The following is a 14866-nucleotide window of genomic DNA, read 5'->3' on the forward strand; positions in this document are numbered from 1 at the left end:
GTTGGCAGATCCTGATGGTCTATGCGCAAAAAGAAAGCAGGTTATGCCAATCCCAAGCGCATTTGAAGCGAACTACGCAACCACCTGCCCTGCCCTTCGGCCCTAGACTGAGCCGACCGAATCGACAACGAAAGGGGTGCGGCATGGCGAGTCTCTGGCTGTTTTTCCTGGCATTGGCGGTGGTCTACCTGCTTCCGGGCCCGGACATGATCCTGCTGTTGCAGACCGGCGCCCGTCAGGGCCGCGGTGCGGCGCTGGCCACTGCCGTCGGGCTGGCGGTGGCCCGGGGCTGCCATGTGGCGCTGGCGGGGCTGGGGCTGGCGGCGCTGTTCAAGGCCGCGCCGTGGACGTTCGACGTGGTGCGCCTGGCCGGGGCGGCCTACCTGCTGTGGCTCGGCGTCCAGTGCCTGCGCAGCACGTTGCTGCCGGACCTGAACGCGGCGCAAGTGCCGGACGCGAAGGCGCAGTGGCGCGAAGCGGTGCGCCGCGGCCTGCTGACCAATCTGCTCAACCCCAAGGCGTTGCTGTTCTGCTCGGTGCTGCTGCCGCAGTTCATCGTCGCCGACGGTGCGCCGGTGCTCACCCAGTTCGCCGTGCTCGGTGCCTTGCTGGTGGGCGCAGGGCTGCTGTTCGACAGCGCCTACGCCCTGGCCGGCGCCGCCCTGGGCCGCTGGCTGCACAACAGCCCTTCGGCTCAGCGCCTGCAACAGTGGCTGTTCGGCAGCCTGTTGATCGGTTTCGCCGTGCGCCTGACGTTCGTCCAGCAGGCCTAGGCTTTGCGGGCCTTGCGTCGGCGGCCGAACAGCCACAGCGCAGCGCCCGCCAGCACCACGGCCGCGCCGATCTGCACCGGCCACTTGTAAGGGCGCAGCGTCGAGCGCACGGCGTCGGTGACCTGGGTCACGTAACGCTTGTCGGCATTCTCGAAGTCCGGATACGGGCACTGGTGGCCGAAGTCCACCGCCCACGGCACGTACGGGCCTTCCTTCACATAGCGCTGGTACAGCCCGCGCTGATCCTCCTCGCTGCTGTTCCAGCCGGCCGCCGTACACAGCACGGCGGCGAACGCCTGGCTGGTGTGCGGCAGGTTGTCGGCCGCGCGGTTGGCCAATGCGGTGGCGACGAACCGGTAGTGGTAACGCACGTCGGGCTGCGCCTCGCTGGCCTTCTGGCGCTGCACTTCGGCGTCGGCCACCAACGGGCCGACTTTCAGTTCGGTGGTTTCCAGGCGGTAGTTGCCGCCGAACGTCGCGTAATCCGGCGCCATCTCGTAGCCGAGGATGTCCATGCCCCATTCCCGGGCCGTCCAGGCCGCGTTGAACAGCGCGGCGGCGCGTTTGGTCGGCCACCAGGCCGAGTCGGCGTTCAGGCGCTGCTGACCGTACAGCCGGGCCTTGTTCTGCAGGTCGGGATTGTCGAAGTAGCCGACCGCCTCTTCGTAGCGACCTTCGCGCAGCAAGCGCCGGCCCAACAGGTTGCGCAGGTTCGCCGCCACCGACAGCGGCACGTAGTTGTCGCGGTCCTGCTGGCTCAGCACCGGCGGCGCCGGCACTTTCTCATCGACGTAGCGCTTGAGCTCATCGAGGGTCAGCACCCGCTCGGCCACGGTCGCGGCGTCGAACCAGTAAATGTCCTGGCTCTGGTACAGCCGGTCGAAGGCTTGCAGGTAATCGCCGCGCTGCAGGTCGAGGATCGCGCTTTCGCCGTCCACCCGGCACTTGGGCCGCAGGGTTTCGAAGGCCCAGTCCGGCGTGCGCCGCTCGCCCCACGATTCGTCCTTCGGGAAGGCCTGGGCGGCTTTGGCGTACGCCGCTGCGGCGGCGTTGGAATCGCCGTCGCGCACCGCCAGTTTCGCCCGCAGCCACCAGGCCAGCCCACCGTCCCCGGCGTGTTCGAGAAACGCCTTGGCGGTGGCGTAGTCGCCCTGCTGATAGTTCATCGCCGCCAGGCGGTCGGCGTTGTCCAGGCTGCCGCGGGTGCTGTCCTGCAGCAGTTTGATCAGCGCTTTCTCGCGCTCCGGCTGTTCGCCGAACGACCAGCCGATCCGGCTGATCAGCGAGGCCGTGACAAGTTGCTGCACCGCTTTGCCCCGCAGCAGCTTGGCCAGTTGATCCTCGGGCAGCGCCACCAGGTCGTTCACCAGCAGTTTCAGCGAAGACGCCCCTACCATAGAGCCATGCTGGTTCTGCGCCGCGTACAGTTCGATGGCGCCGTTCCAGTCGCCGGTGGTGCGCAGCACCCGGGCCTCTTCGCCGAGGCTGGCCACGCCCAGTTCCAGCGGGTCGCTGAAACCGTCGATGTTCAGCTGGCGGGTCTGGCGGAACGCGGCGAGCGCCTGCTCCAGCGGGTCGAGGGCGTCGTCCGCCTGCCCGCTCATGGCGTACAGGGAACGGCCCAGGGAGTACGCCGCCCACGTGCTGCGCAACGGACGCTGATCCGCCGGCAGCGCCAGCACCTGTCTGAAGTAGTCGGCGGCCAGCGGGTAATCGGCGGCGGCGAACGCCACGGCGCCGGCCACGTACAGGCGAACTTCGGCGGGAAGGCCGGTTCCCTGCTCATAGGCCTGACGGGCATCGCCGAGGCTGCGCAAGCGCTTGACCTGCGCCTGCGCAGCTTCGCTCAGGTCCGCCTGCTCGGCCTGCTCGCGCTCGTCGACGTATTCGCCGGGCTCGCCGTAGGCGTCCGGGTTGTGGGTGGCCACCGTCGTGAGCTTGAGCCCGTCGATGGCTTTGCCCAAGCGGCTGATCTCGAAGTTGAAGTTGCCCTCCGGCAGCTCCGCCAGCGATTGCCCGCGGTTGTCGAGCAGGCGCATCGGGAAGTCCGGGCCGCAGGCCAGCGCCGTGCCCAGCGGCAGGCTGAGGCTCAGGCAGAGCAGGTGGCGGGGCCAGTTACGGGTCAACATGCGAACCTCCTTGATCAATGTGTGCGCAACGCGCCCAACCGACAGCACGCTGACCGCCCGCCGGCAACCGGCCGTCGCGCAGGCGGGTGAAGGTAAGCAGATCCGGCGTTTGTTGCAACGAGTAACCGGCCAGGGCGTCGGCGCCGACGCAGTCCCGGGCCTTGACCGTCAGGCGCGCGGGCCAAGCGCTGTCGAGATTGCCCCGGTTGGCGAGGCCGATGTCGTAGAGTCCGTCCTGCACCGTGAAGCTCACGCCGAGGCTGCTCGACAGGGGTTCGCCGCGGGCGACGGCACGCAACGTGGTCAGGCTCCAGGCCCGGCGGTCGTTGGCCAGCGGCAGGCGGAACCAGATCAGGCCGGCCAGATGCGCCGGGGGGTTATCCCGCAGTCCGCTGGCCAGCCGGCTCAAGGCCTGTGGATCGGCGAGCAGTTCGCGGCGTTCGCCGCGCCGCGGGATCGCGACCTCGCTCTCCACTTCCGGCGCCCCGCCGCTGTCCGGCAACAGCGCCACACCGTAGGCCGGCAGCGCCAGGTAGAACGGCTTGTCGCTGACCCGTCCCCAGGCGTCCGCCCAGCGCCGCGCCTGATCCGCATCGAACAGGCCCCGACGCGGATCGCTCACCGCATGCACCTGCAGCACACTGCTGTCGACCGTCGCCAGCAACGCCGGCAATTGCGGGCTGTCCAGCCACGCCGGCAACGCGGTGATGCTCAGCGGCAACGAGGGCGGCAGCGCCGGGCGCAGATGGGCGAGGAATTCGGCATAGGCCGGCAGCCGTGCGCTGCCGGCATCGTGGTCGATCTCAACGCCGGCCAACGTCAGCCCCTGTCCGCGCCAGTCGTCGAGCACCTGAAGGATCTGCGCCGTGGCGTGCGCAAGATCCAGGGACTTGAGCTGGCCGTCGAGTCGAACCACCGCAATCAGCGGCCGACCGTCCTGGCGGAGCAACGCCGGATCAATCCGCGCCCGGCTCCATCCCGCCTGTGGAAACGCCTGCAACGCCAGCACCCGCACCGTGGAAAAGTCAGCGCGGCTGTCACGCAGCGCAGCCCCGTGGGCGGGCGTCCATTGGCGCTGCCAGATGTAGAGCTGCTGGTCGAGGGGCGGCGCCGGCGTCCGCTCACAGGCCGTGAGCCAAGTGGCGATGGCCAGCACCGCCGACAGCCCGATGAAAAACCGCATTGCTTGCGACTCCCTGACCACGCAAAGCGCCAAGGGTACACAAAACCTTTGCAAGCGACCGACATCTTGGTTGACTGAACTGACGCCATCGGCGGATCGCCGCCCGGGGCAAGCCCGCTCTCACAGTGGCCGGCGCGGCCCACACACGGTGGGGCCAGCCTGCGATGGCGTCAGTCACCGCACCGCACTATCCCGCGCCGGCACTACGGCTTGCGGGCGATGATCACCTGACTTTTCGCCACGACCGCATCCAGCGCCTGCTTGATCTGCGCGCCACGCGGCGAGTCGAGCACGGTTTTCCAGGTGTCGGCCCAGTGGTTGAGCAGCGGATGGTCGGCGTTGCTGAAGTCCACCTTCGCCTCCCAGAACAGCAGCATCCACATCGACCAGTAGAAGCCGTACGAACTGTGGCTGATGATCTCCAGGCCCGCGTCGCTGACCATGCCCTTGAACTGCTCCTCGCCGATGATCCGGATGTGGTTCGGCTTCTGGAAATACTCCGGCGCGGCGATGTCCTTCTGCAGGTCTTCGGAGCTTGGGTGCGGCACGCTCAGCAGGTACAGCGCCCCCGGCCGGCCGACCCGCACCAGTTCGGCGAGGAACTGCGCCGGGTCGTCGACGTGCTCGATGACTTCGGTGGACACCACGCGGGTGGCGGTGGCGTCGGCGATCGGCAGCGGGTTGCAGTCGGTGACATGGCACTCGACGTCGCGCGCCGGCGTGTCGCCCAGACGCTGGCGAGTGGCCTCGACCTTGGCGCCGTCGATGTCGGCGATGATGATCTTCGCCCCGCGCATCCCGCAGAAATGCACGTTGCCGCCGTCGCCGCAGCCCACATCCAGCAGGGTGTCGTCGGCCGTCACCGGAAAGCCTGTGAACAGCTCGCCGGTCTCCTGGTTGAACCAGCCGCTGAGCATGGCGTCGCGCAGCCCGAGCATGTACGGATCGACCTTGTCGGCGACCGGGGCGACAGGCTCGGCGGACGGCGCCGCCGTGAGTTTCTTCAAAAGGCTCAGCATGAGGTGGCTCCAGGGGATGGGACGGCGGTGGGTGACGTGCGCAGGCGCCGCACCAGGGCGGCGCCGCGGTTGCGCATGGGCATTTCGATCAGGTGGTAGTTCAGTTCGCTCAGCAGCGCGATCAGGCCGGCGGCGGCCAGGAGCGTGGCGACCGGGTGGCCGCCGAAGTCGGGAAGGCCGGCGGCCTGCAGGCGCCAACTCAGTTCGCGCACCAGTTGATAGGCCGGAATGTGGATCAGGTAGATGCCGTAGGAGCGGCTGCCGATCCACGCCATCAGTCGTTGCGTCCGACCCGCCGGCAGCAGGTAGTTGCCGTTGTACGATGCGATCCACACCAGCGCCGCGCCGAGCACGGCGATCGAGCCGATGCGGTAAGGGGCGAAGGTGAAACGGTCGGTGGCCATGAAGCTCAGCAACGCCGCGACCGCGATCAACGTCGGGAGGCCGAGCCAGGGCCGGCTCAGGAACCTCGGTTCGAAGCGCCGCCACGACGCTTGCGCGCTCCACATCGCCAGCAGCACGCCCAACGCCAGCGCATCGGTGCGGATCACCATCAGCAGCGGCGTGCGCACGGTGAAGAGCTGCACCGCGACCAAGGCGAGCAAGGCCCAGACCAGTCGCTTGCGGCACACCAGGATCAACAGCGGAAACAGCAGGTAGAACTGTTCCTCCAGCGACAGGCTCCAGTAGACGAAACTGCTGCCGTACTCGTAATGGAAAAAACTGTCGGCGAAGCGGAAGTTGGCGTATTGAAACACCCCTGCGAAGGTGGCCTGCACGTTGGCCTGCCAGGTGCCGAAGGCCCCCGAACGGTTGAGGAACACGCAGGCCAGCAGCATCAGCGCCAGCCACAGCCAGGCCGACGGCAGCAGCCGGAACGCCCGGCGCAACCAGAAGTCGCGCACCTGCAGCCACTGCGCCTGGCGGCCTTCGCAACCGCGCAGCACCGGAATCAGGCTGCGGGCGATGACGAACCCGGAGATCGCGAAAAACAGGTCGACGCCCCACCACGGCTGCGCCCAGGCATGGATCGTCTCCAGCAACGGCACCGGATCGGTGAACAGGCTGCCTTGCAGGTGATGGAACAGCACCCCCAGCACCGCAATGGCCCGCAGCACTTCGATGTCCAGGATCCGCCGTTCGCTCATCGGCTCAGGCACCGCAGGTTTGCGCAGGGACCGTCGCGCACAACGCCTGCGCCCGCCCCAGGAAATCGCGCAAGCGCTGCTCCGCCACGGCCTGGCTGCAAAAGGCCTGAAGGCTGCGCACCGCGTGCGCCGACATCTGCGCGTAGCGTTGCGGATCGTGCTTGGCCACCTCGTAGCTGGCCCGGTAGGCGTCGCGCACCGACGCCCAGTCGGTGATGTAGCGCAAGGTCCGGTAGGCCTTGCGCGGGTCGTGGGGCCACGCGGTGAGTTCGTCGGTGGTGCGCACCAGGAACGCGTTGTCCCCGTCCAGGTAATCGATCATCGCCGTGGTGCGCGGGGCCACGGCCGGCTTGCCGCAGGACATGAACTCCATCAGCGGCAGGCATTGCCCTTCGCCGTAGGAGGTGTTCACCACATAGCGGGTCGCCTGCACCAGCCGTTCGTAGTCCGCATCCGCCAGGTAGCCGTGGATCAGCACGATGCGGCAGCGATAGGACTGGTTCTTGTAGAGGTGATGGAGGATGTCGCCGAGCGCCTCTTCGGCGTCGTGATGCGTGAGCTTGAGCACCAGCGTCGCATCCTCGGTGTCGCGGAAGGCGACGCAGAAGGCGCTGAGCATGTCCTCCCAGTTCTTGCGGCCGTCGCCGGGGTTGAACACCGAGGTGTACACCACGCCGTCGAGCACCAGTTCCTGCTCCTGGACCGGCGCCTTGAAGTCGATGGCCTTGCCGCGGCGAAGATGCACCGGGCCGAACGCCTCCAGGTCGAGCTGACGGCTGTCGGCCACCAGCCCTTTGATCGTCAAACGCACCGGCCCCGTCTGCGGCCGAGCCTGAGCCGACGTGCCACGGGCGCTGAAGCGGTCCCATACCGGAGCCGGCACGGAGATGATCGGGTAATCGGTTCCCATCGCCTGGTGCACGGCATCGACCGTGTAGCCGGAATGCGTGATGGCCGCGCCGCAGGCCTGCAGCACGGTGCGCCAGTCGTTGCGCGGCTCGCCGGCGAACGGTTCGTCGGGGATGGTGCTGAACTCCCAGGCGAACACCGGCAAGGTCGGGCAGGCCAGGTGCACCGGCGTGCGGTGCGGCGGCGAAAAGGACAGGAACACGCAAGGCTCGCCGCGGGCGACGCACTCAAGGTACAGCGCATCGACCTCGCGCTGCGGATCGCGGACTTCGACCACCCGCCCCAGGCGCTCGAGCACGGGCCGATACTCCTTGAGCACGAAGTAATAGCTGTACTCGGAGCGGCCGAGGTTGCGCTCGATGGTGTGCTGGTTGGTTTCGGAATGAATGATGATCAGCATGAGGCGTCTTCCGTAACGGGTGCGGCAACGGCGCTCGGCGGCACCAGCCCAAGGAAGTCCGCCAGCCTTTTTTGCACCGGCGCGAACGCACAGTAGGCGCGCATGCGTTCGAGCGCAGCGACGGACAAGTGCCGGTAAGCCTGCGGCTGGCTCTTGGCGAGCCGGTAGCTGTTTTCGTAGGCGTCCTTGAGCGATCCCCAGTCGGGCCGGTGGCGCAGCGTGCGGTAGATGATCCGCGAGTCCTGGGGCCAGATGGTCAGCTCTTCGCTGGACTTGACCACGAACGCCACGCTGTCGTCGATGTAGTCCTCCATGGCCGTATGGTCCGGAGCGATGGCCGGCTTGCCGCTGGCCATGAACTCCATCAGCGGCAGGCACAGGCCTTCGCAGCGCGACGCGTTGACGTAGAAACTGGCGGCCTCGTACAGCCGGGCATATTGGGCATCGTCCAGGTAGCCGTGCATCACCACGACGCGGCACGCGAAAGGCGACAGCTGCGCCAGCAGGGTCATCAACTCGCCGTGATAGGACGCCAGATCGTTCTGGGTGATCTTCAGCACCAGCGTCGCGTCAGGCGTTTCGCGAAACGCCCAGCAGAACGCGGTGATCATCTGGTGCCAGTTCTTGCGGCCGTCCTTGGGGTTGAACACGGTGACGTACACCACCCCGTCGACCCGGGTCTCGACCACCTGCGAGGTGTCCGGCAGGTTCAGCGGCGCAGGCGCAGGCTCAGCCACCGCCTGCGGGCCGGCGATCGCCGGCAGTTGCCGGGCCAGCCACCCGTGGGCCTTGTCCGACAGCAGGTCGCGGATCCCTTCCCAGTACCAGTGGTGCAGGAACTTGACCCGCGGCACGCCTTGCTCGCGGCCGAGATCCAGCGCCCACTGGCGCAAGAAGTGCCGGGCGATGACGAAACGGCGCTTGAGGGTCAAGGGCGGCGGACGCAGCGCCTCGAGCGCCGCTTCCTCTTCCGGCGTCAGCGGCTTGGGCACCAGGTCGTCGGCCGACAGGGCCAGGGTGCGGGTGTCGAAAATGCAGCCCTTGATCGACAGCGTCATGCCCGGGTTCACCGGCGCATCGGCCTGCCGCTCGCGGATGGCGGCAAAGTTCTCCCACAGCGGGGTGGGCAGGACCAGCACGGGAAAGTCGTCGCCCATGGCCCGGCGAATCGCCCGGGCGGTGTGGCTCGACAGCGTGATCACCCGGCCATGGCGCGCCAGCATGCGCGTCCAGTCATGGCGCGGATCGTCGTCCCACTGCTCGTCGGGGATCGAATCGAACTCCCAGGCGACCACGCAGACCATCGGGCAGGCCAGCTCGGTCGGGGTTTTCTGGGGCGGTGCGAACGACAGGAACAGACAGTCTTCGCCACGGGCGAGCAACTGCCGGTAAAGGGGATCGACTTCGGCGGGGGAAGACACCACATGCACTTGCCCGAGGCTTTCGAGCACCGGCCGGTAGGCCTTGAGCACAAAGTAGTAGCTGTATTCGGGACGTCCCAGGCTCTGGCTGATGGAGTGGTCGTTGACGTCGGAGTAGAGAATGAAATTCATGGCATCCCACGATGAAACAGCCGTCCCGGCCATTTCATTTCATGACGGAGAACTGCAACCGGGCAAGTCGCGGATGGCGCAGGCCCTGGTGTTCGATCCGTCTACGTTCTTGTTTTAGTGGTCAGCTTCACAGGGTTCTCGCGTCGCCCTGCCGAACCTCGGCCAATCGTGACGAGGGGCATTCTAAACACATCCGCCGCGACTTCGTGAACCATCCGGCGCGAATAAATGGGGCAGCGCAAAGCAGAACTGACCGGTCACGGTAAGACTTGTTGAAATTGCTGATTAATTGGCACAGATTGGCAACCAAACAACTACAACAACCTCGCCTGTCCTCTTACAGGGGCTCTAGCTCCGGTCTGACAGACATTCCCCCCAAGCCTGTGGGAAAACGGTGAGAGTTCAAGACCAAGGGATCGCGGTTTGAAAAACTGTCCGTTCGTTCCGGTGACCAAAGGCTCCGGTGAGCCACCTGCCAAGCTGCATCCGGACACGGCCGGCGGGCGTCTGCCGGGGGGCATGTCATGACGCGCCTGCTGGTGGAATGCACCCACGTTTTCCAGCATCCGCAGATCAACTCCGGCATCCAGCGGGTGGTGCGCAACGTCATCAACCAATTGCCGCCCAGCGTGGACGGCGTCGAGTGCGTGCCGGTGGTGTTCCTCAACGGCAAGCTGTACCGCGTGCTGCGCCTGGCCCCCTTGGACACGCCCCTGTCCAACCGCATCGTAGAGTTCGGCGGACGCCTGGAGCGTCTGGCCCATCATTTCCTGCAGTGGTATCAGGCCCGTGACCGCCGCCTCACCAGCCGGATCGCCCGCCGGGCGTTTTACGCAGCCTACCGGCTCAGCGCCATGGCCGCCTTCAGCGTGCCGCTGCGCCTGGTCGAACGGATCAACCGCCATCAACTGCCCAGCCGCTGCGAACCGCTGCAGCATCGGCCGGGGGATCAACTGGTGCTGCTCGACTCCTCGTGGAACCCGGACTTCTTTCCCCACGCCGAACAGCTCAAGCGTGAAGGCGTCGGCATCACGGCCGTGATCTACGACCTCATTCCGCTGACCCACCCGCATTTCTACGACGCGCGCCTGGTGCAGGTCTTCAACACCTGGTTCGACTGGATCACCCGCATCGCCGACGGTTACGTCGCCATTTCGGCGACCGTGCGCGACCAGATGCGCAGCGAACTGGAGCGGCGCCTCGGCCACGCGGCGGCGCGCAAAACCTGGTTCGACTATTTTCACCTGGGCTGCGAGCTGGACCTGAGCGCCGCCGACGCGGCCGTCGAGCCAGGCCTGGAACGCCTGTTCTCCACCCCCAAGCCGGTGTACCTGATGGTCAGCACCATCGAGCCACGCAAGAATCACAGTTACCTGCTCGACGCCTTCGAACGCGCCTGGGCCGCCGGCTCCAAGGCGCGCCTGTGCATCGCCGGGCACATCGGCTGGAAGTGCGAAACGTTGCTTGCGCGGATCCGCAACCACCGCGAGTTCAACCAACGGCTGTTCATGTTCAACGACCTGAACGACACCAGCCTGGAATACGCCTACTCCCGCGCCAGCTCGCTGGTCTTTCCTTCCTACGTCGAAGGCTTCGGCCTGCCGCTGGTGGAAGCGATGCAGCGCGGCTTGCCCGCGATGGGCAGCGACATTCCGGTGTTCCGCGAGATCGGCCGCGAGTTCATGGCCTATTTCGACTTGAACGACCCGCAGACGCTGGCCGACCTGATCGGCGACTTCGAACGCAGCGGCCGCTTCCCGGCAGCCCGTGACGTCGCCGACTGGAAATGGCTCACCTGGCGCGAGGCCAGTGCGCAAATGGCGGCACACACCTTGCGCAACCTGCCGTCCGGCCCTGTCCCGCAACACGTGCATTCCCTTCAATACACCTGAACCGGTCGCCGGCCCCCGGCGAACCGGTTATCCACAGGCCCGTCCGGTCACAGGTCCAGCACCAGGGCCTGGGTTCCGGCGGCCGGCACCGCGCAGCAGATCAGCACATGCCCGTCCTCCGGGCTTTCGGCCGGGGGCTGTGGATAATGCACCGCGCCGCTGACCAGCCGTGTCCGGCACGTGCCGCACGAACCGCCCCGGCAACTGAACTCCGGACGCAGGCCGCGGCTTTCCGCCAGCTCCAGCAGGCTGCCGCCCTCCGGATGCCACCGGGCTTCCTTGGCCGACCGCTCGAACACCACCGGCACCGGGGCAGTGGCCGCCGGCGGCTGATCGATCACCACCGCGTCCGGATCCGCCCGGCGGCGCAACGTCGACGGGCCGAAGGTTTCGGCATGGATCTGCGCATCCCGCACATCCAGCGCCAGCAGGCTGTCGTACACGCCTTGGGTAAAGGCGCCGGGGCCACACAGAACGAAGTCCACCTGATCGAAGTCATCGACCGTCAACAGATTGCGCAGCAGGTCGCCGTCGATCCGTCCGCGCAGGTCGAAGTCCTCGCCTTCGCGCAGGCCGTCCTCGGGTTGACTGAGCAGGCGCAGCACCCTCACCGCGTCCCCGGTGTCCTCCAGCAGCCGGTCCAGCTCGGCGCGGAACGGCTGGTCGGCCAGGCTGCGGGAACTCTGGATGAACCAGGTCGGCCGGATCCGCCGCGTGCGCAGGCCCTGATACACGACCTCACGCAGCATCGACAGCAGCGGCGTGACCCCGACCCCGGCGGCCAGCAGCACCAAGGGCCGCCGCTCCAGCGCCGCCACGGTGAAATGCCCCTGGGGCGCCCGCGCCTCCAGCACATCGCCGACACGCACCTGTTCATGCAGGTGCGTCGACACCCGACCTTCACGCTTCACGCTGATCCGGAAGAAATCGTCCGACGGTGCCCCGGACAGGCTGTAGGTGCGGATGTGCGTCTCACCGTCGAGGGTGAAGCGCAGCGGCAAATGCTGGCCGGCCTGAAACACCGGCAGCCCGGCGCCGTCCACCGGCTCCAGATAGAACGAGCGGATGTTGCGGCTCTGCGTCTCGATCCGCGCCACCCGCAACGGCCGCCAGCGGTCGCCCAGCGCCTGGGCCTGCAGGCGCGCCTCGGCCTGGGGCCAGTTGCCGGTCAGCAGGCTGGTGGGCGACATGCCCTCGAAGCGCCAGCGCAAGGCCAACGCCGCCGGCCGCCGCACCAGTTTTTCTACCTCGAACGTCCACAGCCGCTCGGCCCCTTGGAACGCGGCGATCTGCGGATCATCGAGGATCACTTCGGTGCGCCCGCTGAGCTGCAGCAGGTCGCCTGTGGAAAAGTCGATGAACAGCAGCCCCGCCCGGGGGTTGAGCAACAGGTTGCCGAGGGTGTTGAAATGCAGGTTGCCGGCGAAGTCCGGAATGGTCAGGCGATTGCCCTGCACCCGGACGAAACCGGCCTGGCCGCCACGGTGCGAGACGTCCACCGAACGCTGGCCGTCGACCTCGACGTAACTGGCGACAAAGAAGGTGTCGGCCCCTTCGATCAGGGCGCGGGCGTCATCGTCGAGGGCGTCCAGGTGCGTGGCCGGCCGCGTCGCCGGATCCGTCAGCGGCACGCGCTGAAACTGACGCAACTGAATGTACTGCGGACAGTTGCCGAAGGACTGCTCAACCGTCACCTCGAAACCGTCGGCCCCAAGGGCGCCGATGCGCCCGTTGAGCCGGTTGCGGCGGCGGGTGTGCAATTCGATGCCGAGCAGGCCGATGGCGGCGCCGTCCTGCAACGCCGCCGGGTCATCGGCGGCGGGCAGGCCCAGGAAGTGCAGATGCTCCGGATCCGGCGAGCGGGCGAACCCTGGCTCGCCTTCCAGCACGCTGGCCCAGGGCCGGCCTTCGCCATCCACCGCGCCGTACAGCATGAACGGCAGTTGCCGGTAGAACTCGCGGTGCTGGTCCGGCATCCAGGTGCGGATCACCTTGCGCCCGAACGCCTCCATCCGCTCGGCGACGCCGACATGGTTTTGCAGTTGCCGTTCGCCGGCGTGCCAGGGTGAACGTTCCATCACAGAGCCTCCCCTACGCCGCCGGCGCAGTGTGGATGGCCCGGCTCGGCCGGGCCGTGGACATCAGGCGGTTTTCTGCAGGCCGGCCACCGTACGCGGCATGCCGACGAAACCGGGCAAGGCTTCGACACGCTGCAGCCAAGCGCGGACATTGGCGTAGTCGTCCAGCGACACGTTGCCTTCCGGCGCGTGGGCGATGTAGCTGTAGGCGGACACATCGGCGATGGTCGGCTCCGCACCGGCCAGGTACGGGGTCTTGCCCAGCTCCAGGTCCATGACCTTGAGCAGGTTGTGGGCGCGGGTGATGAGTTCCTCGGCATTCAGTTGCGCGCCGAACACCGTGACCAGCCGCGCCGCCGCCGGACCGAAGGCGATGGGGCCGGCCGCCACCGACAGCCAGCGCTGCACCCGTGCCGCGCCCACCGGGTCGGCCGGCAGCCAGCGGCCGTTGCCGTACTTCTGCGCCAGGTACACCAGGATCGCGTTGGAGTCGGCCAGCACCACGCCGCCGTCGTCGATCACCGGCACTTGGCCAAAGCTGTTGAGGGCGAGAAACGGCGCTTGCTTGTGCTCGCCCTTGGCCAGGTCGACCAGGATCAGTTCGACGGGCAGTTGCAGCAGCGAGAGCATCAACTCCACGCGGTGTGCGTGGCCGGAACGCGGGAAGTTGTACAGTTTGATCGCTTGCATGGTCGACTCCGCAGGAGGAAAGCGCCGCCCGGAATGGGCGACAACCGTGGCGGCCATCTTCCGCCTTTCACCAGACCTATAGAATTACCAGCAAACGCAATCGATTATTTCACTGGGCGAAATAACGCCGCATTCTTCAACCCCGGATGCTCGCGCAGCGCCTTCACGGCGTAGTCGACAAAACTGCGCACCCGCGCCGCAGCCTTGCGCCCGCCCTGATACACCACGTGGATCGGCAGCGGCGGCAGCTCGAACTCGGCGAGGACGATCTCCAGTTCGCCGGACGCGATCTTGCCGGCCACCTGATAAGACAGCACCCGCGTCAGCCCAAGCCCCAGGCACGCGGCGGCGATGGCGGCCTGGTTGGCGGTCACCACCAGTCGAGGCTCCGGGCGCACGCTGACCGGTTCGCCGTGCTCGATGAACGGCCAGTTGCGCACCTGACCGATGGAAGAGGTCGCCACCACCGGCGCCCCGGCCAGATCCTGCGGGCTCTCCGGCCGCCCGTGCGCGGCAAAGTACGACGGCGAACCGCAGATCACCCGCCGCACCTCGCCGACCCGGATCGCGTGCTGGTTGCTGTCCGGCAACTCCCCGATGCGCACCGCCACGTCGACGCCCTCCTCGACCATGCTCACCACACGATCCACCAGCAAGGCATTGATCGACACCTCGGGATACTGCGCCAGGTAACCGGCCATCACCGGCGTGACGAACAGCTCGCCGAACAGCACCGGCGCGGTCACCGTCAACTGCCCACGGGGCCGGGCATGGCTGCCGGCGGCGGAATCCTCGGCCTCCTGCACCTCGGCCAGGATCCGCCGGCAGTCCTCCAGATACCGCTGCCCCGCCTCGCTGACATGCACGCTGCGGGTGGTGCGCACCAGCAACTGCGTGCCGATCCGCTGCTCCAGCGCCGCCACCGCCCGGGTGACACTGGCCGCCGACAACCCCAACCGCCGCGCCGCCGCCGAGAAGCCTTGCTCCTGGGCGACGGCGGTGAAGACCTGCATTTCCTGGAAGCGGTCCATCGAAATCCTCGAGTCGAAAAAAATCGCAGCCGAAGCTGCGATTCTTGAGGGTACGCCAGCT

At 67.3% G+C, this 14866-nt stretch carries 11 protein-coding genes; 2 read left to right on the top strand and 9 right to left on the bottom strand.

From position 1 onward, the window contains the following. Positions 1 to 143: 143 nt before the first annotated feature. Positions 144 to 773 carry a LysE family translocator gene (locus CAG33_RS12770; RefSeq protein WP_085630326.1) on the top strand — a complete coding sequence of 210 codons (630 nt, stop codon included), beginning with the start codon at positions 144 to 146 and terminating at the stop codon, positions 771 to 773. Here the strand turns inward: CAG33_RS12770 and CAG33_RS12775 are convergent. From CAG33_RS12775 to CAG33_RS12800, 6 genes are all read right to left on the bottom strand, one after another. Next, complete coding sequence (locus CAG33_RS12775) at positions 770 to 2902, bottom strand: hypothetical protein (protein WP_085638680.1); 2133 nt, start codon at positions 2900 to 2902, stop codon at positions 770 to 772. The two genes, CAG33_RS12770 and CAG33_RS12775, sit on opposite strands and share 4 nt — an antisense overlap. After that, positions 2889 to 4085: a DUF3142 domain-containing protein gene (locus CAG33_RS12780; protein WP_085638683.1), complete on the bottom strand. Its 1197-nt coding sequence runs from the start codon at positions 4083 to 4085 to the stop codon at positions 2889 to 2891. Before CAG33_RS12780 ends, CAG33_RS12775 begins: the two co-directional genes overlap by 14 nt. Before the next feature lie 203 nt (positions 4086 to 4288). Then, the gene (locus CAG33_RS12785; RefSeq protein WP_085579219.1) at positions 4289 to 5104 is read right to left on the bottom strand and encodes a class I SAM-dependent methyltransferase; all 816 of its coding nucleotides are present in this window, start codon (positions 5102 to 5104) and stop codon (positions 4289 to 4291) included. Continuing rightward, entirely contained in the window at positions 5098 to 6252 is a 1155-nt protein-coding gene (locus tag CAG33_RS12790) for an acyltransferase (protein WP_085638686.1), read from the bottom strand. Before CAG33_RS12790 ends, CAG33_RS12785 begins: the two co-directional genes overlap by 7 nt. Positions 6253 to 6256: 4 nt before the next feature. Further along, the gene (locus CAG33_RS12795) at positions 6257 to 7561 is read right to left on the bottom strand and encodes a glycosyltransferase (RefSeq protein ID WP_085638690.1); all 1305 of its coding nucleotides are present in this window, start codon (positions 7559 to 7561) and stop codon (positions 6257 to 6259) included. Next, positions 7555 to 9114: a glycosyltransferase gene (locus CAG33_RS12800; RefSeq protein ID WP_085638693.1), complete on the bottom strand. Its 1560-nt coding sequence runs from the start codon at positions 9112 to 9114 to the stop codon at positions 7555 to 7557. The genes CAG33_RS12795 and CAG33_RS12800 overlap by 7 nt, the downstream gene beginning before the upstream one ends. A 524-nt stretch (positions 9115 to 9638) precedes the next feature. Here CAG33_RS12800 and CAG33_RS12805 point away from each other — a divergent pair. Continuing rightward, positions 9639 to 11006 (top strand): glycosyltransferase family 1 protein, encoded by a 1368-nt coding sequence (locus CAG33_RS12805; RefSeq protein WP_085638696.1) that lies wholly within the window; start codon positions 9639 to 9641, stop codon positions 11004 to 11006. 47 nt (positions 11007 to 11053) lie between these two features. On the opposite strand, the gene CAG33_RS12810 is transcribed toward CAG33_RS12805, so the two are convergent. From CAG33_RS12810 to CAG33_RS12820, 3 genes are all read right to left on the bottom strand, one after another. Next, positions 11054 to 13084: a pyridoxamine 5'-phosphate oxidase family protein gene (locus tag CAG33_RS12810; protein WP_085630341.1), complete on the bottom strand. Its 2031-nt coding sequence runs from the start codon at positions 13082 to 13084 to the stop codon at positions 11054 to 11056. A 63-nt stretch (positions 13085 to 13147) separates the two neighbouring features. Further along, on the bottom strand, positions 13148 to 13774 hold the full coding sequence (locus CAG33_RS12815; RefSeq protein ID WP_085579229.1) for a glutathione S-transferase family protein: 627 nt from the start codon (positions 13772 to 13774) through the stop codon (positions 13148 to 13150). 104 nt (positions 13775 to 13878) lie between these two features. After that, positions 13879 to 14805 carry a LysR family transcriptional regulator gene (locus CAG33_RS12820; RefSeq protein ID WP_085630345.1) on the bottom strand — a complete coding sequence of 309 codons (927 nt, stop codon included), beginning with the start codon at positions 14803 to 14805 and terminating at the stop codon, positions 13879 to 13881. Positions 14806 to 14866: the final 61 nt, after the last annotated feature.

This window comes from Pseudomonas sp. B3(2017) (assembly GCF_002113595.1).
In the GTDB taxonomy this organism is placed as follows: Bacteria; Pseudomonadota; Gammaproteobacteria; order Pseudomonadales; family Pseudomonadaceae; genus Aquipseudomonas; species Aquipseudomonas ekonensis.

Coding starts and splice junctions, on each gene's coding strand:
- CAG33_RS12770 (WP_085630326.1), top strand. CDS start 144: ATGGCGAGTCTCTGGCTGTTTTTCCTGGCATTGGCGGTGGTCTACCTG.
- CAG33_RS12775 (WP_085638680.1), bottom strand. CDS start 2,902: ATGTTGACCCGTAACTGGCCCCGCCACCTGCTCTGCCTGAGCCTCAGC.
- CAG33_RS12780 (WP_085638683.1), bottom strand. CDS start 4,085: ATGCGGTTTTTCATCGGGCTGTCGGCGGTGCTGGCCATCGCCACTTGG.
- CAG33_RS12785 (WP_085579219.1), bottom strand. CDS start 5,104: ATGCTGAGCCTTTTGAAGAAACTCACGGCGGCGCCGTCCGCCGAGCCT.
- CAG33_RS12790 (WP_085638686.1), bottom strand. CDS start 6,252: ATGAGCGAACGGCGGATCCTGGACATCGAAGTGCTGCGGGCCATTGCG.
- CAG33_RS12795 (WP_085638690.1), bottom strand. CDS start 7,561: ATGCTGATCATCATTCATTCCGAAACCAACCAGCACACCATCGAGCGC.
- CAG33_RS12800 (WP_085638693.1), bottom strand. CDS start 9,114: ATGAATTTCATTCTCTACTCCGACGTCAACGACCACTCCATCAGCCAG.
- CAG33_RS12805 (WP_085638696.1), top strand. CDS start 9,639: ATGACGCGCCTGCTGGTGGAATGCACCCACGTTTTCCAGCATCCGCAG.
- CAG33_RS12810 (WP_085630341.1), bottom strand. CDS start 13,084: ATGGAACGTTCACCCTGGCACGCCGGCGAACGGCAACTGCAAAACCAT.
- CAG33_RS12815 (WP_085579229.1), bottom strand. CDS start 13,774: ATGCAAGCGATCAAACTGTACAACTTCCCGCGTTCCGGCCACGCACAC.
- CAG33_RS12820 (WP_085630345.1), bottom strand. CDS start 14,805: ATGGACCGCTTCCAGGAAATGCAGGTCTTCACCGCCGTCGCCCAGGAG.